General features: G+C 73.6%; 15 protein-coding genes. 6 read left to right on the plus strand and 9 right to left on the minus strand.

Annotated features, from left to right (window positions below; all coding sequences use genetic code 11):
• Nucleotides 1-117: 117 nt before the first annotated feature.
• On the minus strand, nt 118-1,671 hold the full coding sequence (locus tag M8542_RS23770) for a DUF6801 domain-containing protein (RefSeq protein ID WP_257922420.1): 1,554 nt from the start codon (nt 1,669-1,671) through the stop codon (nt 118-120).
• 254 nt (nt 1,672-1,925) lie between these two features.
• On the opposite strand from M8542_RS23770, the gene M8542_RS23775 reads away from it, so the two are divergent.
• The 3 genes from M8542_RS23775 to M8542_RS23785 all read left to right on the plus strand — a co-directional run bounded on the left by M8542_RS23775 (nt 1,926) and on the right by M8542_RS23785 (nt 4,491).
• Nucleotides 1,926-2,861, plus strand: coding sequence for an ATP-binding cassette domain-containing protein (locus M8542_RS23775; protein WP_257922421.1), 936 nt, complete (start codon nt 1,926-1,928; stop codon nt 2,859-2,861).
• Entirely contained in the window at nt 2,858-3,691 is an 834-nt protein-coding gene (locus M8542_RS23780) for an ABC transporter permease (RefSeq protein WP_257922422.1), read from the plus strand. The genes M8542_RS23775 and M8542_RS23780 overlap by 4 nt, the downstream gene beginning before the upstream one ends.
• A gap of 68 nt (nt 3,692-3,759) precedes the next feature.
• Nucleotides 3,760-4,491 carry an oxidoreductase gene (locus M8542_RS23785; RefSeq protein WP_257922423.1) on the plus strand — a complete coding sequence of 244 codons (732 nt, stop codon included), beginning with the start codon at nt 3,760-3,762 and terminating at the stop codon, nt 4,489-4,491.
• A gap of 1 nt (nt 4,492) precedes the next feature.
• On the opposite strand, the gene M8542_RS23790 is transcribed toward M8542_RS23785, so the two are convergent.
• Genes M8542_RS23790 through M8542_RS23815 form a run of 6 tightly spaced genes read right to left on the minus strand, consistent with a single transcriptional unit; the run spans nt 4,493 to nt 17,202 of the window.
• Entirely contained in the window at nt 4,493-5,365 is an 873-nt protein-coding gene (locus M8542_RS23790) for a LysR family transcriptional regulator (RefSeq protein WP_257922424.1), read from the minus strand.
• Nucleotides 5,366-5,419: 54 nt separating this feature from the next.
• The gene (locus M8542_RS23795) at nt 5,420-6,526 is read right to left on the minus strand and encodes a glycosyltransferase (RefSeq protein ID WP_257922425.1); all 1,107 of its coding nucleotides are present in this window, start codon (nt 6,524-6,526) and stop codon (nt 5,420-5,422) included.
• Entirely contained in the window at nt 6,523-7,299 is a 777-nt protein-coding gene (locus M8542_RS23800; protein WP_257922426.1) for an alpha/beta fold hydrolase, read from the minus strand. The genes M8542_RS23795 and M8542_RS23800 overlap by 4 nt, the downstream gene beginning before the upstream one ends.
• Nucleotides 7,287-7,577 carry a phosphopantetheine-binding protein gene (locus M8542_RS23805; protein WP_257922427.1) on the minus strand — a complete coding sequence of 97 codons (291 nt, stop codon included), beginning with the start codon at nt 7,575-7,577 and terminating at the stop codon, nt 7,287-7,289. The genes M8542_RS23800 and M8542_RS23805 overlap by 13 nt, the downstream gene beginning before the upstream one ends.
• The gene (locus M8542_RS23810; RefSeq protein ID WP_308210280.1) at nt 7,574-11,410 is read right to left on the minus strand and encodes a beta-ketoacyl synthase N-terminal-like domain-containing protein; all 3,837 of its coding nucleotides are present in this window, start codon (nt 11,408-11,410) and stop codon (nt 7,574-7,576) included. The genes M8542_RS23805 and M8542_RS23810 overlap by 4 nt, the downstream gene beginning before the upstream one ends.
• Complete coding sequence (locus tag M8542_RS23815; protein ID WP_257922429.1) at nt 11,404-17,202, minus strand: type I polyketide synthase; 5,799 nt, start codon at nt 17,200-17,202, stop codon at nt 11,404-11,406. The genes M8542_RS23810 and M8542_RS23815 overlap by 7 nt, the downstream gene beginning before the upstream one ends.
• 260 nt (nt 17,203-17,462) lie before the next feature.
• Between M8542_RS23815 and M8542_RS23820 the strand changes: the two genes are divergently transcribed.
• Together M8542_RS23820 and M8542_RS23825 are read left to right on the plus strand one after the other, a co-directional pair.
• Nucleotides 17,463-18,251 (plus strand): SDR family oxidoreductase, encoded by a 789-nt coding sequence (locus tag M8542_RS23820; RefSeq protein ID WP_257922430.1) that lies wholly within the window; start codon nt 17,463-17,465, stop codon nt 18,249-18,251.
• Nucleotides 18,252-18,253: 2 nt separating this feature from the next.
• The gene (locus tag M8542_RS23825) at nt 18,254-19,219 is read left to right on the plus strand and encodes an aldo/keto reductase (RefSeq protein ID WP_257922431.1); all 966 of its coding nucleotides are present in this window, start codon (nt 18,254-18,256) and stop codon (nt 19,217-19,219) included.
• Here M8542_RS23825 and M8542_RS23830 read toward each other — a convergent pair.
• A complete protein-coding gene (locus tag M8542_RS23830; protein ID WP_257922432.1) occupies nt 19,216-21,825 on the minus strand; it encodes a CHAT domain-containing protein in 2,610 nt (869 codons plus the stop codon). The two genes, M8542_RS23825 and M8542_RS23830, sit on opposite strands and share 4 nt — an antisense overlap.
• 89 nt (nt 21,826-21,914) lie before the next feature.
• A complete protein-coding gene (locus tag M8542_RS23835) occupies nt 21,915-22,103 on the minus strand; it encodes a hypothetical protein (protein ID WP_257922433.1) in 189 nt (62 codons plus the stop codon).
• A gap of 334 nt (nt 22,104-22,437) precedes the next feature.
• On the opposite strand from M8542_RS23835, the gene M8542_RS23840 reads away from it, so the two are divergent.
• Nucleotides 22,438-22,887 (plus strand): VOC family protein (locus tag M8542_RS23840; RefSeq protein WP_257922434.1); only part of this gene is annotated, 450 nt, incomplete at its 3' end.

The following is a 22,887-nucleotide window of genomic DNA, read 5'->3' on the forward strand; positions in this document are numbered from 1 at the left end:
GTAGTTCCTCATGGTTCGTAGTTACGCACGATTCCCGTTGTCACACAAGGAATCCGCAGTTCTTGTCATGCCGCTCAGCGGTGCGCGGCGCGGTTTTTCCGCGCCGCGTCACAACTTTCACTTCTTGGTGAGGGTGACCTCCAGCTTGTTGCCGGGGCCGGAGGTGATGCCGCTGATCAGTCCGGTGAGGAACCCGCAGCCCGTGAAGTTCGGGATGCCGTACGTCGCGGTCAGCTTGCCGCCCTTGAGCGGGTCGAACCCGGGCGCCGAGACGAGCGGCACGTCGGCCGGTTTCACCGTGTGGCAGGAGTTCGACGACAGGATCGGGAAGCCGAACACGCGGACCTTGGTGAGCTGGACGTCCATCTGGGCGTTCGCCTTCACCGCGCCACCGGTCAGCGTGCCGTTGATGCCGCCGACCTGGCCGAGCTTCACGGTCGCGGACGCCGGGATGAAGCCGAGGACGCGGAAGTAGACGTCGGACTTCGGCAGCGAGAGCTGGGCGCCGAACTTGCCGGACGCGGCGTCGAGCTTCGCGTCGAGGGTGCCCGGGCCGAGCGGCAACGTGGCGTGCAGCTGCTTGAGGCTCGACTTGCCCTTCACCGAGTACTTGACCTGGACACCGTTCGGCGGCGTGGTGGTCGGGGTCGTCGGTTCCGTGGTCGGGGTCGTCGGCTCGGTCGTGGGAGTCGTCGGCTCCGTGGTCGGAGTCGTGGGCTCGGTCGTCGGAGTGGTCGGCTCCGTGGTGGGAGTCGTGGGCTCCGTGGTCGGAGTGGTCGGCTCGGTGGTGGGAGTCGTGGGCTCCGTGGTCGGGGTCGTCGGCTCGGTGGTCGGAGTGGTCGGCTCCGTGGTCGGAGTCGTGGGCTCCGTCGTGGGAGTCGTCGGTTCCGTGGTCGGAGTCGTGGGCTCCGTGGTCGGAGTCGTCGGCTCCGTCGTGGGAGTCGTGGGCTCCGTCGTCGGAGTCGTCGGCTCGGTGGTCGGAGTGGTCGGCTCCGTGGTCGGAGTCGTGGGCGTGGTCGGGGTGGTGGGGGTGGTCGGCGTCGTCGTGCCGCCCGCCGGCTTGATCTCGAACGTGCCCAGCTGCTGGTTCTGGCCCGGGACCGCGACGCAGTCCGAAGTGAACGTGCCGAGGTCGGTCGGCTGGCCGTCCGCCGTGCGCGGGGTCATCGTGGTGCTGAAGTTCCCGACCGTCACCGACGCGGTGCCGGGGCTGGGGAACGTCACGGCCGGCGCCTTGCCGCTGCTCTTGACGTGGAACGCGCCGGAGGGCGGCACCGGCGTCGAGGCGATGGTCAGCGGCAGGTTCAGGTTCAGCGTCTTGTCGACCGGGTACTTGAGCTGGGCCGCGGCCTTGGCCGAACCGTCCAGCGAGGTCGCGCCGACCAGCGCGAGGCCTTCGGTCGCGGTCTCCGGCACGGTCACGTCGACATCGAAGGTGATCGGCGTCGACGACGCCCCGGCGACGGCGTTGTCGGGCAGGTTCGTGTCGATCTTCACCGACAGGACCTGGTCGCCGATCAAGGGGAACGGGCAGTTGTAGTTCAGCGTCAGGCTCACCGGCGCGGCCTGGCTCGGCCCCGCCCCGACCAGCGCGACGGTCGCCGCCACGCCCGCGACGGTCGCGGCCGCCAGGCCGTAGGCGGGCTTTCTCGACTTCCACGAAAACTTCACGGATCGTCACCTCGGGGAATGGGGGTAATTTCAGCGAAAAGTACCTCCGCAAAACCGGTTCAACAAGCGACGCCGAATTCTTTGTCACGCGCATGGGAGCACCCCTCGCCCGAAGGGTCACGCAGGTCAGCGGTTATCACGCGCGTGCTATCCAGGCTCGCGAAAATTGTCATGCCCACGGCGGATGGCGGCCATCTTCTTGCCCGTTCCACGACTGTCCGGATACCTTTTCCCGGGCAGGGAAAGGAGCGGCCATGAACCAGCCGGTCATCGCCGTGACGGACCTCGCGAAGACCTACGGCGAAGTCACCGCGCTCGCCGGGATCAGCCTGAGTGTCGCCCGCGGCACGATCCTGGCGGTCCTCGGCCACAACGGCGCCGGGAAGACCACGCTGATCGACATCCTCAGCACGCGCACCCGGCCGAGCGCCGGCACCGCCCGCGTCTGCGGCTACGACGTCGTGCAGCGCGGGCGGGCGGTCCGCCGCCGGATCGGGGTCACCGGGCAGTTCGCCGCGGTCGACGACGCCCTGTCCGGGCGCGGGAACCTCGTGCTGATCGCCCGGCTGCTGGGCGCGAAGCCGACGCAAGCGCAGGCGCGGGCCGCCGAGCTGATCGCGGCGTTCGGCCTGGAGGACGCCGCCGACCGCCCGGCAGGCACCTACTCCGGCGGCATGCGACGGCGGCTGGACCTGGCCGCCGGGCTCGTCGGCGCGCCGCAGGTGCTCTTCCTCGACGAGCCGACCACCGGGCTCGACCCGATCAGCCGGTCCGGGCTGTGGTCGGTCGTCGAAGCGCTGGCGGCCCGCGGCACCACGGTCGTGCTGACCACCCAGTACCTCGAGGAGGCCGACCGGCTGGCCGACCACGTCGTCGTGCTCGGCTTCGGCCACATCACCGTGTCCGGGACGCCGTCGCAGCTCAAGGCGCGGCTGGGCAACCGGACCGCGACGCTCACCTTCGGCACCGAGCTGGCATTGCTCCGGGCCACGGACGCGTTGTCCCGCTTGGGTTCGGCGGCAGGCCGCACCGGGCTGGTGCTCTCCGTGCCGCTGACCGGCCCGGGTGACATCCCGGTGCTGGTGCGTGCCCTCGACGCGGCCGGGGCGCCGCTGCGGGACCTGACGGTGACCGAGCCGACGCTCGACGACGTCTACCTTTCGCTGCACCGGACGGCGGTGGGCGCGTGACGCAGGCCCGGCACCGCGCGGCGGTGGCCGCGCTCGCCGACCCGGCGGCGTGGCCGGAATCCGGTTTCTGGACGCAGGTCCGCGTGCTGGCGGCCCGGTCGCTGCGCACGGCGTTCGGCGACCGGCGGCTGGTCTTCTTCGGACTGTTGCAGCCGGTGGTGCTGCTGGTGTTGTTCAGCCAGGTGTTCAGCGGCGTCGGCGCGCTACCGGGCGTCGCGGCGTACCAGGGTTACGTGAACTTCCTGGTGCCGGCGACCCTGGTCAACATCGCGATGACGACGGCGATGAGCTCGGGCGCGGGCCTGCTGGCGGAGATCTACGGCGGTTTCACCGGCCGGCTGCGCTGCCTGCCGATCTCGCTGTTCTCGGTGCTGGTGGCCCGGACGCTGGCCGACTCCGCCCGGCTCGGCGTCCAGCTCGTGGTGACCGCGCTCGCGAGCGTGGTGTTCCTCGGTTTCCGGCCGGCAGGCGGCGTGCTCGGCCTCGGCCTGGCCCTGGTGCTGACGATGGTCGTCGGCTGGTGCCTGAGCTGGGTGTTCGTCGCGATCACGACGTGGTTGCGCAAGGCCGAGACCCTGCAGGCCGCGTCGTTCGTGGTGATGTTCCCGCTGATGTTCTCCTCCAGCGCGTACATGCCGCTGGACACGATGCCGACGTGGGTCCGCGTGGTGTCGGCGGTGAACCCGCTGACCTACGCGATCGACGCGACCCGCGCGCTGGCGCTGGCCCGCCCGCTCGGCTGGTCGCTGGTGGCGGCGCTGGCGATCGCGGCGGTGGCCGCGGTGGCGGGCTCGACACTGGCGGCCCGCACCTTTCGCAACCGCGCATAGGCGTTCCCTATACCGCCCGCTGCAATTGCGTCTTTGCTTGTTCCGCAGTTCGCGCCGAAGCTCGAACTATGAATTCGTTTGATTTGAAGGGAAAGCGCGCTGTTGTCACCGGGGGTTCCCGGGGAATCGGCGCGGCGATCGTGCGGCAGCTGCTCGAGGCCGGCGCCGAAGTGCTGACCACCGCCCGGTCGGCCGACGCGGTGCCGGACGGAGCCGGCTTCGTCGCGGCCGACGTCCGGACCCGTGCCGGCGCGGAATCCGTTGCCGCGGCGGCACAAGACGTCGACATCGTGGTCCACAACGCCGGCGGGGCGCGACCGCACCGGAACGCGCTCGGCATTCCCGACGACGAGTGGCTGGACGCGCTGAACCTGAACTACCTGGCGTCGGTGCGCCTCGATTCCCTGCTGGCCCCGGGAATGCGGGACCGGCGGTCGGGGGCGATCGTGCACGTTTCCTCGGCCGCGGTCCTCACCCCGGTCGGCCCGTTCCTCCATTACACGGCGGCGAAAGCGGCGCTGGAGAACTACAGCCGCGGCCTGGCGCTGGAGCTGGCGCCGTTCGGGGTCCGCGTCAACGCCGTCACGCCCGGCCGCGTCACGACACCCGGCGGCGAAGCGACACGGGAGCTGTGGGCGGACCTGAACGGCGACCCGGGTGCGACCGGCACGACCCCGCTGGGCCGGGACGGGCAGCCCGACGACATCGCGGACGCGGTGCTGTTCCTCGTGTCGGCCCGCGCGGCGTGGCTGACCGGCAGCAACCTCGTGGTCGACGGCGGGGAGTACCCGCGGCGGTGAGTCAGGCCACCGCGGCGAAGGTCTCCTGACGCAGGAGGTCGAGCAACGCCGTCTCGGCCGGCCCCGGGCGCTGCCGCACCACGGCGATGACGGGCTGCGACACGAGCGGGGCCAGCGGGCGGACGAGGTGCTCGTACCCGCCGGGCACCGCCGACGCCGGGACGAGCGTCACCCCCAGCCCCTCGGCGGCCCACCGCACGGCGGTCGCCGTCTGGGAGACGCGGGCGGCGGTGGCCGGCTCGTGGTTCCGCAGGACGACCTGCAGCACGGCGTCGAGGGCGCTGTCGCGGTCGAACCGCACCCACGGCTCGCCGGCCAGGTCGGCGAGTTCGACGCGGCCGGCGGCGAGCCGCGGGTCGCCCTCGGCCAGCACCACGACGAACTCCTCTTCGCCGAGGTGGTGGGCGTCGTCGGGGGTCTGGGCGCACTCGGCCATCAGGGCGAGGTCGATCGTGCCCCGGCGGCCCAGCCGCTCCAGCTCGGCGGAGCTGGGCTCCTCGAAGACGGTGACCTCCAGCCGCGGGTACCGGCGCCGCAGCGCCCCCAGCGCCGAGGGCAGCTGCCGCGTGCCGAAGCCCAGCTGCACCGCGACGACCAGCTCGCCGGCCAGGTCATCGGCGCCGGCCCGCGCCGTCGCCCGCGCCCGCCGCGACGCGTTCACCGCGACCTCCGCCTCCCGCAGGAACGCGCGCCCGACAACGGTGGGCACCAACCCGGTGGGAGTGCGCGCGAACAGCTGAACACCGAGCTCCCGTTCCAGCCCGCGAATCTGCTGCGACACCGACGGCTGAGCCACCCGCAACGACTCCGCGGCAGCCGTCACCGAGCCTTCTGCGGCCACGGCCAGGGCGTACTCGTACTGACGAAGGCTCATGACCCACGACTAGCACCGGCCTCCGGCGCCGTGCAACCACACGCGACGGTCGGCTCAGCCGAGCGACTCCAGCCGCGTCGCCGCCTCCGCCACACCACCCGCCGCCGTGAAGGACTCGCGGATGCGGGCCGCGCCCGGTGCGTACGCCGGGGCCGCCTCGATCGCCGTGCGGATGTCGGCCGCCTTCGCGCGGTCGAAGCGCAGCCGCACACCCGCCGACGCCGCGACCACCTGCTGGGCCAGCATCGACTGGTCGTCCCGGATCGGGGCGACCACCAGCGGCACCCCGGCCGCCAACGCTTCGCAGACCGTGTTGTGCCCGCCGTGGCAGACCACCACCGACGCGCGGGCGAACACCGCCACCTGCGGGATCCGCCGGGCCAGCCCGACGCTTTCACTGATCAGGTCGCCCGCCGGGTCCACCACCAGGCCCTGCACGGCGGGCAGTCCCGCCAGCGCGTCGACGCTCTCGGCGAGGAACCGCGCGCCCGCCGAAGCGTTCGACGTCCCCAGCGTCACCACGACCAGCGGACGGCCGTCCGCGCCGGACCAGTCGCCGGAACCCGCCGGCAGCGCCGGGCCGACGTAGCTGACCGGAGCCGCCAGCCGCGCGTCGCCGGCCAGCGCCCGGGTCGTGAACGCCAGCACCAGGTGCGGGGAGAACCGCAGGTCACCGAGCAGCACGCCGTGCCGGGCCCGCAGCCCGGCCTGCAGGTCGGTCACCCAGGACGCGATCTTCGGCAGGGCGCCCAGCGGGTCGGCGAGCTCGGTCGACGTCGACGCCGACGTCGCCCACGGCAGCCCGCACCGCGCGGCCACCAGGGCGCCCGCCATCGCCTGCTGGTCCGCCACGACGACGTCCGGCGCGAAGGCGTCGACGGCCGCCTGCACACCCGGCGCCATCGCGTCCGCCAGCGGGACCAGGTAGGACTCCCAGAGGTACTTCAACGCGGCGAACCCGCGCAGCTCCGCCGGGCGCAGCTCCGGCGCGAACGGCGCCGACTCCCCGGCGGGGAACACCCGCCCGGCGACCAGGGTGGACACCTCCGGCGCCGGACCGCACCAGGCCACCGCGTGCCCCCGCGCGGACAGCTCGGCCGCGACCCGCAGCAGCGGCGCCACGTGCCCGGCCAGCGGCGGGACGACCAGCAGGAACCTCACGCCGCGTGCCGTTCGACCCACTTCAGCACCAGCTCGCGCACCTCGCGGTGCTGCTCGACCAGCACCGAATGGCCCTGCCCCTCGAAGACGTGCAGCTCGCCCTTCGGCAGCATCGACGTCAGCGCTTCGAGGTCGTCGGCCTGGTAGCCGTGGCTGCCCAGGATGGACAGCACCGGACAGCCGATCGCGGCCACCTGCGCCCAGGTGAGCAACGGCCCGAGCGGCACCTCCTCGGCCATCTTCGTCGAGGTGATCCGCTCGGCCGCCATCCGCGCGAGCCGCCGGTGGTGGGCGCTGAAGTTCGCCTCGATCCAGTCGAAGCTCTCCTCCACCTGCAGGAACCGCACGGTGTGCGCGAGGATTTCGCTCATCTTCCCGGCCCACACCTCGGTCGCGGGCTCGGACTCGATGCACACGATGCTGCGCACGCGCTCCGGGTTGGCCACGGCGTAGCTGTAGGCCAGGGTGCCGCCGAAGCTGTTGCCCACCAGGTGCACCGGCCGGTCGACGGCGAGCTGCCGCAGCAGGTCGTCGAGGTCGGCGACGAAGTCGGCCAGCGTGTAGCCGCGCACCGGCCGCTCGGTCTTGCCGTGCCCGCGCAGGTCGTAGCTGATCACGTCGATGCCCGCGGCCGCGACCGGCGGCGCCAGCGTCAGGTAGAAGCTCGCCAGGCTGTCGGTGCCCATGCCGTGCAGGAACACGACGGTCTCGGTGCCGCCGGCGGGGACGAGCTGCACGTTGGTGCGCAGCCCGTTGACCGTCATCGTGGGCACGTGCGCTCCCCCACGAACCGGGCGATGTCGCCGACGGTCAGCCCGATGACGTCGTCGAGGTCCTGCTCCGCCAGGTGCTCGGCGAGGTTGACCTCGGCGCCGAAGTGCTCGGCGAGGATGCTCGCGAAGGTCACCAGGTCGATGCTCTCCAGCTGCAGGTCCTCGTGGAACGTCGTGTCCGGGGTGATCTCGATGCCGAGCACCTCGGCGTCGCCGACGAGCTCGGCGAGCAGCGCGGCGACGACGTCGAAGACGGACGTGGCGTGGTCGATGGTCATGACGTGCTCCTGAGGTGGGCGGTGGCGGTGTCCCCGGTCAGCTCGACCGTGACGGCGAGGGCCGGGAGGGTGCGGCCGCGGCCGGTCACCGTCCCGTCGTCGTGCACGCGGATCTCCGCCGGGTAGACGGGCTCGGCGAGCCGGGCCCGGACGGCGTCCTTCGCGGCGATGCGCTCCAGCAGCCAGCCGCGAGCCCGTCGCGGCGGCAGCCCGGCGAACTCGGCGCGTTCGGCGGCACTGAGGTAGATGCCGGCGTAGATGTCCCGCGCGGCGACCGTCGGCCAGCGGTCGGTGACCGTGACCGAGCCGTCGTCGCGCCGTTCGGCCAGCAGGTGCTCGGCCGGGAACGCGTAGACGCGGTGGGCCGCGCGGTCGCACGGGAACCGGACGTCGCGCCAGCCCTCGATGCTCGCCAGCACCCGGCCGTCCCGCCCCAGCTCGGCGTCCATCTCGAGGACGTCGGGCCGCGGCAGCCGGACCCGCACCAGACAGGTCACGCGCGTGCCCGGCGCGGGTTCGGGACCGTGCCAGGTGAGCCGGCCGATCGACCGCGGGAACGCGAGCAGGCCGTCGGGCCGGGTGGCCATCAGCCAGCAGCCGAGCAGCTGGCCGACGTTGTCGAGCAGCCCGCCCGGAGCGTCGGGGACGACCAGCTCGCCCCGGATGTGCTGCTCGCCGAGGCCGGTCAGCCGGGCCAGGCCCTGGTAGGACGGGCCGTGGAACATCTCACGCCGCGCGTAGATCTCGGCCGCGCTCAGCGGGGGCGTCGTCTCCGGGCCGGGCACCCCGGCCGGCGCCGGCGGCGGCGCGTACGTCCCCAGCTCGACGGTCATCAGCGCGTACGGTCCGATCTCGACGGTCACGTGGTCGTCCTCGCGGCTCATCGACAGCGGCACCCGCAACGCCGGGGCCGCGATCAGCCACCGGGAGAACACCGCGTCCCGCACCGCGACGGCCGTCGTGCCCGGCCAGGTGCGTTCGACGGTCCGGCAGGCGAGGTCGACCAGGGTCGTCGCGGGCACCACCGGCCGGAAGTCGGTCTCGTCGGGCCAGTCCGCGCGCTGCCGGAAGAACCGGTGGTCCCGCAGGTGCGGCATCGCGGCCACCGAGATGTCCACTGTGGACTCCACGCGGCGGCGCGCGGTCGCCGCGACGACGTCGGCCGCGGCCCGGCGGGTCTCGGTGAGCAGCGCGGTGAACTCGGCGACGATCGCGTCCGGCACCCCGGCGGGCAGCTCGGGCGGACGCTGGTCGTCGAGCAGGCCGCGGGCCGAAGCCGCCAGCGACAGCAGGGGTTTCCCGGTGTTGAGCCGGATCCGGCGCGGCTCGAGCACGGCGAAGTCCGGGTCACCGCCCTCGACCCACAACGCGGTCGCGACGCGCCGCAGCTGGGCCAGCCCGGACCGCGTGCCGGACGCGGCCGCGACGACCAGGTGCCGCCGCTCGCCCAGGGTGTCGGTCACGAACGAGCCGAGCTGCCCGGCGCCGACCTGCACGAACGCCCGGAAACCGGCGTCGTGCAGGGCCTCGGTCAGCGCCCGGAACCGGACCGAGCGCAGCAGGTGGTCCAGGTAGAGCTCGCGGACCGCGGCGGGCGCCGCCGGGTATGGCCGGGTGGTCGTCGCCGACCACACCGGCACCGTCGGCTCGGCCAGGTCGAGCTCCGCGACGAGCCGGGCGAACGGCGCGAGGTGCGCCCGCATCAGCGGGGTGTGGAAGCCGGACCGGAACGGCAGCGTCCGGGCGACGATGCCCAGGCCACGGCAGGTCTCGGCGAACTTCTCGACGGCGCCGGGCGGCCCGCACACGATCGTCTGCCGGGTCGCGTTCTCGTGCGAGATCACGAGGTCGTCCGGAAGCAGCTCGGCCACGCGCGCGGCCGCACAGCCCAGCACCAGGTAGTCCGCTTCGGGCAGCTCGAACCCCTCGGGCCAGTAGCGCCGCAGGAGATCCGGCTCCGCCCGGTACATCCCGGCGGCCTGCATCGCGGTCCACTCGCCGACGCTGTGCCCGGCCAGCGCGTCCGGCCGGATCCCCAGCTGCCGCAGCGCCTTGTCGAGCAGCAGCCCGGTCGCGGACACGCTGCTCGCGCGGGCCGGCACGGTCTCGGTCGACCACAGCGGCCGCTCGAGGCCGAAGTGCCGCGCGACGTCGTCGAGCCGCGGTTCGGCGTCGGCCTCCAGTCCCGGGTGGACGAACACCGTCTTGCCCTCGGGCAGCAGCGGGTCGACGCCGCACCAGATGTCGCCGCCGCCGTGCCACGCCCGGCCCTCGGCCGCCACCTTGGCGACGACCTTGCGGGCCGCGGTCAGCTTCTTCTCGTCGGGGCCGACGATGCCGAGCCGGCACGGGCCGTCGCCGTCGCCGGGCCGATCCAGCTGCTCCAGCAGACCTTCCGGAGTGGCCGCGGCCAGCCGTAACACTTGTTCCGGTTGGTTCACTCGCGCTCGCCGCTTCGGCGCGGGGTCTCCGGCGGCCAGCACGACGTGCGCGTTGACCCCGCCGAACCCGAACGCGTTGACCGCGCCGACCCGCGGCAGCGCGCCCCACGGCTCGGCTTCGGCCAGCACGCGGAAGCGGGTCTTGTCGAGCAGCGGGTTCGGGTCGGCGCAGTGCAGCGTCGGCGGCAGCACGCCGTGGTGCAGCGCCAGGGCCACCTTGACCAGCCCGGCGACCCCGGCCGTCGGCAGGGTGTGCCCGATCATCGACTTGACCGAGCCGATCACCGACCGCGTCCCGTCGGCCTGGCCGAAGACGTCGGCGACCGTGGTCAGCTCGGCGGCGTCCCCGGCCGGCGTGGCGGTGCCGTGCGCCTCGAGCAGGCCGATCCCCGCGGGGTCGAGCCCGGCCCAGGCCCGCCGCAGCGCCAGGGTCTGCCCGGCGACCGACGGGCTGAGCAGGCTCGCGCCGCGCCCGTCGCTCGACGTCCCGCTGCCGCGGATCACGGCGTACACGCGGTCGCCGTCGCGCCGCGCGTCGGCCAGCCGCTTGAGCACCACGAGCGCGGTGCCCTCGCCGATGAGCATGCCGTCGGCGGCGCGCGAGAGCGGGCTGATCCGCTGGCTCGGCGACAGCGCGCCGAGCTGGGTGAACAGCGACCAGAGCGTCGCGTCGTGGGTCTGGTGGACCCCGCCCGCGAGCACGACGTCGCAGCGGTCGCGGGTCAGCTCCCCGATCGCCTGGTCGACCGCGACCAGCGAAGACGCGCAGGCGGCGTCCACCGTGTACGCCGGGCCGCCGAGGTCGAGCCGGTTGGCGACGCGGGCCGCGGCCAGGTTCGGCACCAGCCCGGCCGCGGTCTCCGGCCGGAACTCCCCGAGTGGTTCCAGCAACGCCGTCCGCAGCCGCTCGAGGATGTCCGGCCCGGCCGAGGGCATCAGCTCGCCGACCGTGCGGGTGATCTGCCGGACGGTGCGGACGCGCTGGTCGAAGCCCTGCAGCCCGGGCGAGAGGTACCCGCCGCGGCCGAGCACGACGCCGATCCGCTCCGGGTCGCCGAGCCGGCCGAGGCCCCCGGCGTCCCCGACCGCGGCCAGGGCGACGGCCAGCGCCGTCAGCTGGTCGGGTTCGGCGCCGGCCAGCGACGTCGGCGGCACGCCGTGGGCCGCCGGGTCGAAGTCGAGCGTGTCGGCGGTGAAGCCGCCGCGGTGGCCGTGGGTCCGGTCCGGCGCACCGCCGTCCAGCCCGTGGAAGGCCGGGTCGCGGCGGTGCGGTGGGACCTCGGTGACCGCGTCGGCGCCGGCCACGAGGTTCCGCCAGTACTGCTCTGCTGTGGACGCGCCGGGCAGGAACACGCCCATGCCGACGATCGCCACTGGCTGCTGGCTCACCACAGCGACGCCGTGTAGAGCACCGACCGGTCCGTGCCGTAGGCGAGCTCGCGCAGCAGTGCCGCGGTGCCCTCGGCCGGGTCGAGCAGGCCGACGTCGCGACGCTCGTACTCGCGGGCCAGTTCCGCCGACACCATGCCGCCGTGGTCGGCCGCGGGCGCCCACGGTCCCCAGTGGACGGTCACGGCCCGGCCGGGCCAGCTCGCGCCCAGTGCCTCGAGCGCGTCGTTCGCGGCCGCGTAGTCGGTCTGCCCGCGGTTGCCGAGCACCGCGGCGATGCTGCCGAAGAACGCGACGAAGCCGGTCTTGTCGTCGAGCGCGGCGAGCAGCGACCGCGCGCCGTCCGCTTTGGTCTCGAAGACGGTCCGGAACGACTCCTCGTCCTTGTCCGCCATCAGCTTGTCGTCGAGGACGCCGGCGGCGAAGACGACGCCGTCGAGCCGGCCGTGGCGCGCGTGCAGGTCCTTGACCAGCTGGTGCACGGCCTCCGGGTCCCGCACGTCGAGCGCCCGGTACGCCGGTTCGCCGCCGGCCGCGCGGATCTCGTCGAGCGTCCGGCCGATCTCGCGCTGGGCGAGGACGGTCCGCACCCGGCGTTCGACACCGGCCAGCTCGCCACCGCGGCCGGCCAGCACCGCGCGCATCGCCGTGGGGTCCTCGGGCAGGTCGTCCGGCTCGCCGGGCCACGGGGTGCGCCCGGCGAGCTCGATCCGGCAGCCGGAGGCGGCGAAGGCGATAGCCGTCCGGGCGGTGATCCCGCGGGCGCCGCCGAGCAGCAGCACGACCGAGTCCCGGTCGAGGCCGAGCGCGGTCAGCTCGCCGCCGCCCGGACCGGCGCCGGAGTAGGCGATCGACGGGAGGTCTGCCGGCCGCGGCTCGATCGTGAACCGGCCGCGGTCGTCGTGGAAGACGACGGCCGGGCCGTCGCTGAGCGCCTCGTCGACCAGCACCTTCGCCAGGTCCTGCGTGGCTTCCACGAGCCGGGTGCCGCCGTCGCGTTCGAGCGCGGCCGAGCGGACGAGCCCGCGGAGCCCGGGCTCGCCCGGCGCCACCAGCACGGTGCCGCCCAGGCCCTTGAGCAGCGTGAACACCTCCGGGACGGGCCGGCCCGCGGTCAGCAGGACGGTGATGTCCGCGTCCTCGGTGACGATCTCGGCGCCGGCGTTCTCGAACGCGGCGCGCACGGCGTCGTCGTCGCCGAGCACGGCCACGGACTTGCCGCGCAGCCGCGCCGGATCGGGGTCCAGGGGCACCGGCACCTCGGCCAGGCGGTACCGCCGCGGCGGGCTCGCCGGGGGTGCCGGGCTCAGCCAGCTCTCCAGGTGCGAGGTGAGGGCGTCGGCCGTGCGGTCGCGGCTGAGCTGGTCGGTGCGGTCGTCGGCGGGCAGGCCGAGGCGGCCCAGCAGCGTCCCGGCGATCTCGGTGCGCTTGATCGAGTCGATCGACAGGTCGGCCTCGAGGTCGAGGTCGCCGGCGATCATCTCGGCCGGGTAGCCGGTGCGTTCGCTGATCACGCCGATCACCGTGGTGCGGACGTCGACCGGGGCGGTTTCGGGTTCCGGTTCCGGTGTCTCGATGACTACCGGAGCGGGCGCGGGCGCGACGGCCGGTGCGGCGACGGCGACCGGCGCGCTCCCGAGGTAGCCGAGCATGACCTCGCGCTGGGCGGCGACGAGCTCGCGGGTGGTGCGCAGGAAGTCGACGATCGCCTGGTCGCGGCCGGGCGCGGGCTGGGTCATGGCGGTACTCCGGATTCGTCGGGCCGGGGGCAGGGCGGGGGTGTCGGCGCCGGGGGCACGGACGGACCGCCCGTCTACGGCCCAGGCGGTGGCGGACGGTGCGGGCGGCCGCGGCCGGGTCAGCCGCCCGGTGCGGACGTCGACCCCGGCGCGCGCGAGCTCTCGCAGCGCGGTCAGGAAGGCCTTGAGATCGGGGCCGCAGGCGACGACGGTGTGCGGGCGGTCGCCGAGGATCGCCCCGGCCAGCCGGGTCAGCACCCGCCCCGGCCCGACTTCGACGAACGTCCGCGCGCCGGCCGCGTACATCGCCTCGATCTGGTCGAGGAACCGGACCGGCGCGCCGATCTGCGCGGCCAGCTCGGCCTTGACGTCGCCGGGGTAAGGCTGCGCGGTGCGGTTCGCCCACACCTTTCGTCGCGGCTGCTCGACGCGCTCGCTGCCGAGCGCGGCGGCGAAGAGCTCACCGGCGCCGGCGACGAGCGGGCTGTGGAAAGCGCAGGCGACGGGGATCCGCTTGGCCGCGACACCGGTTTCGCGCAGCCGCCGGATCGCGCGTTCGATCGCGGGCACGGACCCGGACAGCACGACTTGTTCGGGCGCGTTGTGGTTGGCGACGACGACGTCCGGGCCGATGAGGGTCGGGGTGAGCACCTCCCGCGCCGCATGCACGGCGGCCATCGTCCCGGGCCGGGCGACGTCGGCGATGGCCTGCGCGCGGGCCCGGCTGAGCCGCAGGAGGGACTCGGTGTCGAAGGCGCCCGCGACGGACAACGCGACCAGCTCGCCGTAGCTGTGCCCGGCGAGGAAGTCGGGCCGCACGCCGACCTGGTCGAGCAGCCGCGCGACGGCGGTCTCGACGAGTCCCAGCGCGGGCTGCGCGACGAGCGTGTCGGTGAGCGCGGCTTCCTGCGCCTCGGCGGTGGCGAAACCGCGGTGCGGAAACGCTTTCGCGGCGACGTCGGGGGCGAGCCGCAGGTGGTCGGCGAGCTCGGGGAAGTGCACGAACAGCTCGGCGAGCATGCCGGTGCGCTGGCTTCCTTGGCCGGGAAAGAGGAAGGCGACCTTGCCCGGGCTGGGTTCGAGCACGCCGGCGGTGCCCAGGTCCGGCCCGCCGCCCGCGCCGGCCGGCCCCGGCTCGCTCGTCGCGCGCTCGATCTCCGCCACCAGCTCCTCGGCCTCCGGAGACCAGTCGCGCAGGCCGTGCCGCCGGTCCGGGGCGACCGGGGCCGCGGCCAGCACCGCGTGGAAGTTCGTGCCGCCGAAGCCGAACGCGCTCACCCCCGCCAGGCGGGCCGGCTCCGCCCACGGCCGGGCCGTCGTCGTGAACGTGAACGGGCTGGTCGTCTCCTCCCACGCCGCGTTCGGCTTCGTCAGGTGCAGCGTCGGCGGGACGACCTCGTGCCACAGCGCCAGCGTCGCCTTGATCAGCCCCGCCAGCCCGGCCGCGCACTTCGTGTGGCCGATCTGGCTCTTCACCGACCCGAGCACGCACGCACCCGGTTCGGCGCCGGACGCGGTGAAGAAGTCCGTCAGCGTCCGCAGTTCCGTCGCGTCGCCGACGACCGTGCCCGTGCCGTGGGCTTCCACCAGCCCGACGTCCACAGGGGACACTCCGGCGTCGCGGTAGGCCCGCGTCAGCGCGCGGTGCTGGCCTTCCGGCCGCGGCGCGGTCAGGCCGAGCGCCTTGCCGTCGCTCGCGGCGCCGACACCCTTGACCACGGCGTAGATCCGGTCGCCGTCGCGTTCGGCGTCGGAAAGACGCTTGAGCACCAGGCACGCGACGCCTTCGCCGAGTGCGATGCCGTCGGCGGCCGCGTCGAACGGGCGGCAGCGGCCGGTCGGCGACAACGCGCCCGCCGAGGTGAACATCAGGTAGTCGTGGATGCCGTTGTGCAGGTCGACCGCGCCGCACAGCACCAGCGAGCTGGTCCCGGCACGCAGCTCCTTCGCGGCGAGGTCGAGCGCGGCCAGCGACGACCCGCACGCGGCGTCCACCGTGTAGTTCGCGCCGCCGAGGTCGAGCCGGTTCGCGATCCGGCCGGAGATGACGTTGGCGAGCGTGCCCGGGAAGGTGTCCTCGGTCGGCTCGGGCAGCTGGGCCAGCAGCTCGGGCGGCACCTCGTCGAGGTAACCGTCCACAAGGGACCGTAGCGTGCCCGCGTTGGCCAGGTCGCCGCCGGCCTCCGCCCCGAACACGACGCTCGTGTGCTCGCGGTCGAAGTCCCGCTCGGCGTACCCGGCGTCGGCGAGCGCGCGGCGCGCGGTCTCCAGTGACACCAGCTGCGCCGGGTCGATGCTGCGCATCGCCGACGGCGGGATGCCGTGGTCGAGCGGGTCGACGGTCACCGGCGGCAGGAACCCGCCCCACTTCGACGTCGACTGTCCGAAGTAGACCGCCGGGTCCCAGCGCTCCGGCGGCACCTCGGTGACGGCGTCGGTTCCCCGCAGGACGTTCGACCAGAACGCGTCGAGGTCGGGCGCGCCCGGGAAGGTGCAGGCCATGCCGATGACGGCGATGTCCCTCGTGTCCGCGGTCGAAGGCGCTTTCTCCGGCAGGGCAAAGGTTTTCCCCGACGTCACATCGGCGTGCAGCTCGGCGACGGTCGTCCGCCGGTCGCGCAGCACGGCGACCTCCCCGGCCATGTACATCCCTTCGGCCAGCTGGGTCGCCTCGTCGAGCCGTTCGCCGTCGCGGCGGACACCCTTGCTCGCGACGCGCAGCCGTCCGGTGTTCAGCTCTTCCAGCCGCTGCCACGCCTCTTGCGCGGGCACGTCCCGCAGGCTCGCCTTGACCTGCTCGAACTCCGTCGTGTACGGGCTCGGCAGGCACCGCGTCCGGTGCCCGGGCGCGGTTTCGAGGGTGACCGTGGTGTCGGCGGCGAGCGCGCGTTCCTGGAACAGGCCGGTGATCGCGCCGTGCGTCACGGCTTCTTCGGTGAAGAGGTACGCGGTGCCCATCAGGACACCGGCGCCGCCGAGCGGCTCCGCCATCGCCGCGACCATCGCCGCCGAGCGGGCGTCGTGGATCCCGCCCGCGAACAGCACTTCGACGTCCTTCGCCGCGCCGAGCACGGCCAGTTGTTCCTCCCACAGCGCGAAACTCGACCGCGGGCCGACGTGCCCACCGCATTCGGCGCCTTCGAAGACGAACCGGCGGACCCCTGCGTCGAGGTACTGGCGCAGCAGGATCGGCGAGGGCACGTGCACGAACGTCGCGATCCCCTCGGCCTCCAACGCCTTGGCCTGGCCCGGTTTCCCGCCCGCGATCAGCACGCACCGCGGCCGCGCGGCGCGGATCGCGGCCAGCTGCTCGACGCGCAGCTCGTCCGGCACGAACCCGAGGATGCCCGCGCCCCAGGGCCGGCCGGCCAGCCGCTCGGCGGTGCGGGTGAGCAGCTCCGTGGTGCGGGCGCCGTTCGCCGTGGCGACCGCGACGAACGGGAAGCCGCCCGCTTCGGCGACCGCGGCCGCGAACCCGGGCTGGTCGCTGACTCGCGTCATCGGGCCCTGCACGACCGGCAGCGCACTGCCCAGCGTCCGGCTCAAGCGGGTGCCCAGCCCGGCCGGCGGCACCTCCGCGCCGACGATCGGGCGAACGTCCACTGAGGACGTGACCACGACGCCCGCCGCACCGCCGGCGAGCGCGCCGACAGCCGTGCGCGGGCCGGCCACGCTCCCCCACACCGGGACGTCGAAGGCGGCCAGGAGTTGTTGCAGCAGCACGAAGTCGCTCAGCTCGCCACCGCGGGCGACGAGCCCGGCCGCGCCGCCGCGCACCGCTTCGGCAGCCGTCGCGACGCAGCCGACCTCGGCGAGCGCGCCGGCCCACGGCGCTTTCGTGCGGATGGCGAAGGCCGCACCCTCGGGGAGCGGGCCGTCCGTGCGCACGCCGTAGGGCACCCGGACGCGCGCGGCGACCAGCCGCAGGGCGGCCGGATCGGCGCCGTCGAGCACTCCGAGGCCACCGCCGCGGGCGACGGCGGCGACCACGTCGGGGTCGCCGACGCCCAGGCACCGCAGCCGTCGAGCGTGCGACGGCGGGACGAGCTCGGCCATCGGCGGACCTCCTGTGCGGGGTGGGGGTGATCTTCACCGGGACCGGTTCCCAGGAATAACGCCCGGCGAAGAAAAACGCAATACCGTGTCCGGTTAATTGTCGCGGAGCGTACCATCCACACCACGCTCATGGTAAAGTCCGGAACTGTGGAACGAGTCGCGATCATGGCTCTGACCAGGGCTTTTATCACCTGCCTTCTAAGCGCAAATGACAATTCACTCACTCGCGTAACAATAGCCCGGAAAATACTGGAGCCCGCGTGGAACTGACTGGACGGGTGGTCGTGCTCACCGGCGCGGCCCACGGAATCGGGGCCGCCATGGCCCGCCGCTTCGCCGCCGGGGGCGCGGCCGGCGTGGTCGTGTCCGACGTCGACGCCGAGGGCGCCGCGCGGGTCGCGGGCGAGATCACGGCCGCGGGCGGGCGGGCCGTCGCAGCCACCGCCGACGCGACGTCCAAAAAGGACCTCAAGGCACTGGTGGCCACCGCCCGCGCCGAGTTCGGGCCGGTGGACCTGTTCTGCGCCAACGCGGGCGCGGCGTTCGGCACCGGTGTGCACGCGGCCGACGAGCAGTGGGCGAAGTCGTGGGAGATCAACGTGCTGCAGCACGTGCACGCCGCGCAGGTCGTGCTGCCCGCGATGCTCGCGCGCGGCGAGGGCTACCTGCTGATCACGGCGTCGGCGGCGGGGCTGCTGGGCACCCCGGGCGACGCGCCGTACTCGGTCACCAAGCACGCCGCCGTCGGGCTCGCCGAGTGGCTGGCGATCACTTACCGGCCGCGCGGGGTGCGGGTGAGCGCGCTCTGCCCGCTCGGTGTCCGCACGGCGCTGCTCGAACCCGGCATCGCCGCCGGGCACCCCGCGGCGCTGGCCATCGCCAAGGCCGCGCCGCTGCTCGAGCCCGAGGACGTCGCCGAGGCGGTCGTGCACGGGCTCGGCACGGAGGAGTTCCTGATCCTGCCGCACGAATCGGTGCGGGAGTCCTTCGCCCGCAAGGCCGGCGCGGTCGAGCAGTGGATCGACGAGATGGCTGTCCAGGGAGGCTGAAAGTGGAATACCGCAGGGTCGGCGCGAGCGGGCTCGCCGTGAGCGAGATCGCCTACGGCAACTTCGCGACGCACGGCGCGCCCGGCTGCGTCGCCGCGGCGCTCGACGCCGGCGTCACGACGTTCCACACGGCCGCGGCCTGGGCCGGCGGCGCCGCCGAAGAGGCGTACGGCGCCGCGTTCGCCGGGCTGCGCCGCGACGACCTCGTGCTGTGCACCGGGGTGTTCTGGCCGGAGGGGCCGGGCCCGAACGACGCCGGGTTGAGCCGCAAGCACGTCATCGCGTCGCTGGAGGGTTCGCTGCGGCGGTTGCAGACCGACTACATCGACGTCTACCAGCTGCTGCGCTTCGACTACCGGACCCCGGTCGCCGAGACGTTCCTCGCGCTCTCGGACCTGGTGCGGCAGGGGAAGATCCGGTACGTCGGCACGTCGGAGTGGACGGCCGAGCAGCTGCTGCAGGCGCACGAGGCGGCCGCGCGCCACGACGTGCCGTTGATCGCCAACCAGCCGCACTACTCGATGCTGTGGCGGGTGCCGGAGGCGCAGGTGATGCCGGTGGGCGAGCGGATCGGCGTCGGGCAGTTCGCGTCGGTGCCGCTCGCGCAGGGCGTGCTGACGGGCAAGTACCGCGACGGCGACGTCCCGGCGGGCTCGCGCGGGGCCGGGCCGGCGCACGCGCGGCCGCTGCTGGTGCCGGAGCTGCTGGAGCGGGTCGGCATGCTGCGCGGTGTCGCGGACGACGCGGGCCTGACGATGGCGCAGCTCGCGCTGGCCTGGACGCTGCAGCACGAGAGCGTCGCGTCGGCGGTGGCCGGGGCGAGCACGCCGGAGCAGGTCACGGAGAACGCGAAGGCCGCCGGCGTCCGGCTCGACCTCGACGTGCTGACCCGCGTCAACCACCTGCTGGGCAGCTTCGTCCAGACCGACCCGCGGCTGGTGTGGTCGCCCCCGCCGCAGCTGCGCTAGCCGGCGCCGAGGCAGACGAACGGGCGGCGGAACGGGTCGACGGCGATCGCGTCGGCCAGCGCCAGCGCGGGGCTGTCCCGGTCGCTCAGCGCGCGGTAGTAGTCGTCCATCGCCGCGGCCGAGGCCAGGTCCCCGACGCGCGAGAGCGGCGCGATCACCGTCCGCGAGCCGCTGGCCAGCAGCGCGCTGGCGAACCCGAGGGCTTCGTCGCCCGGCCGGATCCGGTTGAGCGCCAGCTCACACGCGGCGAACACCACCTGCCGCGGCGGCTGTCGCAGCCCGGCCATCTCGTGCCCGAACAGCGCGCCGTCGGCCAGCTCGAGCCGGGAGAACAACGCGTTCTCCGGCTCGTGCGCGCCGTGCGCGGCGAAGTGCGCGAGCTTCGCGCCGTCCATCGCGCGCAGCACGGACTTCACGGTGGCCTTGGCGCCGGTCATGGTCGTCGCGGTGCGGTAGTGGGTGGTCAGCTTCTCGAGCTCACCGCGCGCGCCGGCCAGCCCGGGCCCGCGGACGAGCACGATCTTGCGGGCCCGCGGCGACTTCGTCAGCTCGGCGGCGAGCCACGCGGTCGCCGACGGCGCGACGACGGTCGGCCGTCCCCGCAGGCCCGGCAGGACACCCCACGGCACCGCGTAGAGCGGCCCGGTCGGCACGATCACCAGTTCGCGGTCGCCGATGAGGCCGGCCAGCGGCTGGATCAGCTGCGCGTCGAGCTTGTCGGCCTGCTTGCGCGCCGAGGCCATGACGACCTCGGCCAGCCGCTCCGGCAGGTTGTCCGGCGCGAGCGCGTCGAGGTCGACGTTGAGCACGCGCCCGGACTCGGCGGCGGCCCCGGCGGACCCGAGCCGCACGAGCCGGCACTCGCCCCCGGCGACGACGACGGCGACGAGCTCGTCCCCGGAGGCGGCGAAGCTGACCATGGCCCGCTCCCCGAGCCGCGCGACGACCTCGCCCAGCCCGGCGACCGGCCGCGGTCGGCCCCAGCGCCCGGTGTGCCACCCGAGCCGCTGCGCTTCGCGAAGGCGTTCGTTGTACTTCGCCCGCAGCGCGGCGATCGGGTGCCCATCGTGCTGGGCCTCCTGGATGGCCTGGCCCAGACCACGCACCTCGGCGACGCGCGCGGCGAGCTCGGGATCGGTCCCGGCCGAGAGCGGTTCGTAGCGGTAGGTCTGCGCCCGCGTCCGCTCCAGCCAGACGAACAGGCGCCGCGCGTCGCCGCGTTCGAGCACGAGCTTCACGGCGAGGTCGGCGAGCTCCTGGCCGTGGAGCGCGGTCCCGGAGACGAGGTCGAGCCCGCCCATCCGGTCGCGCACGGCGTCGAGCTCGGTGAGCCCGGACCGGATCTCGGTGAGCGCCTTGGCCCGGTTCCCCTGCGCGACGGCGAGCTCGGCCCGGCAGAGGCGGCGGAGCATCCGGTAGTCGATGGGGGTGAGCTGCCCGGGCCGCGGAACCTGCTGCAGGGTGTCGACGGCGCGCTTGAGGTTGCCCCGCCGGATGTCGAGCCGGACGGCGAGCATCCGGGCGGTGGCGGCCTGCTCGGCGAGCAGCGGGGTGGGCATCTTCGCCGCGACCCGGATGGCCCGGGTGGGCAACGCGGCCGGCACGTCACCGGAGCGCAAGGCCACCCGCGCGTCGGCGTGCAAGCCGATGATGGTCGCGTTGGCCACGCACGTCTGGCAGCCGACGCCCAGCATCCGGCGCCGGGCCGAGTCCGCCATCTGGCGCGCGGGCTCGAGGTCGTCGGAAAGCAGCGCGGCCGAGGCGCGGTACAGCTCCGCCCGCGCGAGTTCCTTGCTGATGCTCTGCTCTTCGACGAGGGCGGGCAGCACGTCGTCGAGGTGCGTGGCGGCTTCGTCGGCCAGTCCGGCCGCGAGCAGCGCTTCCGCCTGCTCGAACCGCAGCGCGACCGGCACGTCCATGTCCAGCGCCCGGTAGTTGCGCTCAGCCTCGTCGTAGAACCGGAGCGCTTCGGGCACGTCGTGCACGCGGAGGGCGAGCATGCCCATCGTCCGGCGCACGTCGGCGGCCACGGACCGGAGCTCGTACTTCTCCGCGAGCTCCAGCGCCCGGGCGAGGTCGTCGTGCGCGGCGATGACGTTGCCGAGCCGCACCTGCACCCAGGCCCTCGACGACAGCGTCTGGACGAAGGCACCCATCCGCGACTCCGGTTCGGGGCCGTTCGCGAGCCGGTGCTCCTGGTGCGCGATCGAAATGGCGAACGACGCCAGGCTGTCCTCGTTGCGGCCGACGCTCATCAGCCTGGCCGCGTAGTTGTAGTTCAACGAACCGTTGAGTTCGGCCTGCAGCATCGGGTCCGGCACGTCTTCGATCAGCTTCCGCACCTCGTTCAGCCCGGCCAGACCGGCCTCGAGGTCACCGCTGATCTCCGACGACATCGCCGTCAGGGTGCTCGACAGGCGGATCCTGGTGACCAGCAGGTCGAGGTGGAGCTGCCCGGTCGTCGGCCGGACGGTCTCGAGCATGCCCATCCCGCGCTTGAGCAGGCGGACACCTTCCCGGTAACGCCCGAGGCAGGATGCGTCGGTGGCGGCCTTCTGCAGCGCACGGACCCTCTCGAGAACTGAGACCGGGTCCAGGTTTGTCACAGGCACTCTCCTATGACAGCACAGCCTGTTACCAAAACGGCCCGCCTGCCAGGCGAAGATCGGCAGACGGGCATCACGAATTGGTCAAGTCAGCGAGCGACCTGGTAGCACGGGGTGCCACAGTTCGGGGTCACGACCGGACCGTCCTTCGGCTTCTCCGGCACGTGGTCGATGTGCACCCAGCCGAACTCGTCGGGCTCCGGGTGCGGGACCACCGGGCCCGCCTTCTCGACCGGTTCCGGAGTCTCTTCGGGCTTGGTGTCCGTGGGCGTCGACATGGTCGATCTCCTCTCCCCTGGGGATCTGCCTTGGGGACGCAGGCCGGTGACGGTGAGTCCCCCTCGCGAGGCCCTCTCCTCGCGAACGGCCCAATAGTTCCACAACGGAGCAATGATCGGGAGGGTTTTCGCTACTCAAAGTCAGACCGACCCCCGTGAACAGGTCAAACACCCGCACCGGAACGTCCTAATGAGTGAAGTCTGTAACGGCGTCCACGGCGGACGTGCATGGCCGCCGGCCGAGGGGCGGTTCCTGCATCGTCCATTGTGGACACAGACGGTGACGTCCGGCCACCCCGGAGTGAGGTGCCCCGCCGGCGGGTAGGAACCGGCCATGAAGCTCACCTCCACCGTGCTCGGCGCCCCCGACCCGCACGCCCTCGCCGAGTTCTACGCGACGCTGCTCGGCTGGCCGATCCGCACCGACGAACCGGAGTGGGTCACGCTGCGCCCGGCCGGCGGCGGCGCGGGCCTGTCCTTCCAGCTCGAGACCGAGTACGTGCCGCCGGTCTGGCCGCCCGCGCCGGGCGCCCCGCAGATGCAGCTGCACCTCGACATCGAAGTCGACGACCTCGCCGAAGCGACCGAAGCGGCGACCGCGGCGGGCGCCACCGTCGCGGACTTCCAGCCGCAGGACGGCGTCCGCGTGTGCTTCGCCCCCGTTACCTTTTTCGTGGTTCCTGATCAAGGAGCTGTGGTCACCAGGCCCGGCATGACTTGCGCCCCCAGTCGAAGGCATGATCCGGGGGGTGGTGTCACCGGGTCTGGTGGCATCGACCGACCG

The sequence above is a fragment of the Amycolatopsis iheyensis genome (assembly GCF_024703995.1).
Classification (GTDB): Bacteria; Actinomycetota; Actinomycetes; order Mycobacteriales; family Pseudonocardiaceae; genus Amycolatopsis; species Amycolatopsis iheyensis.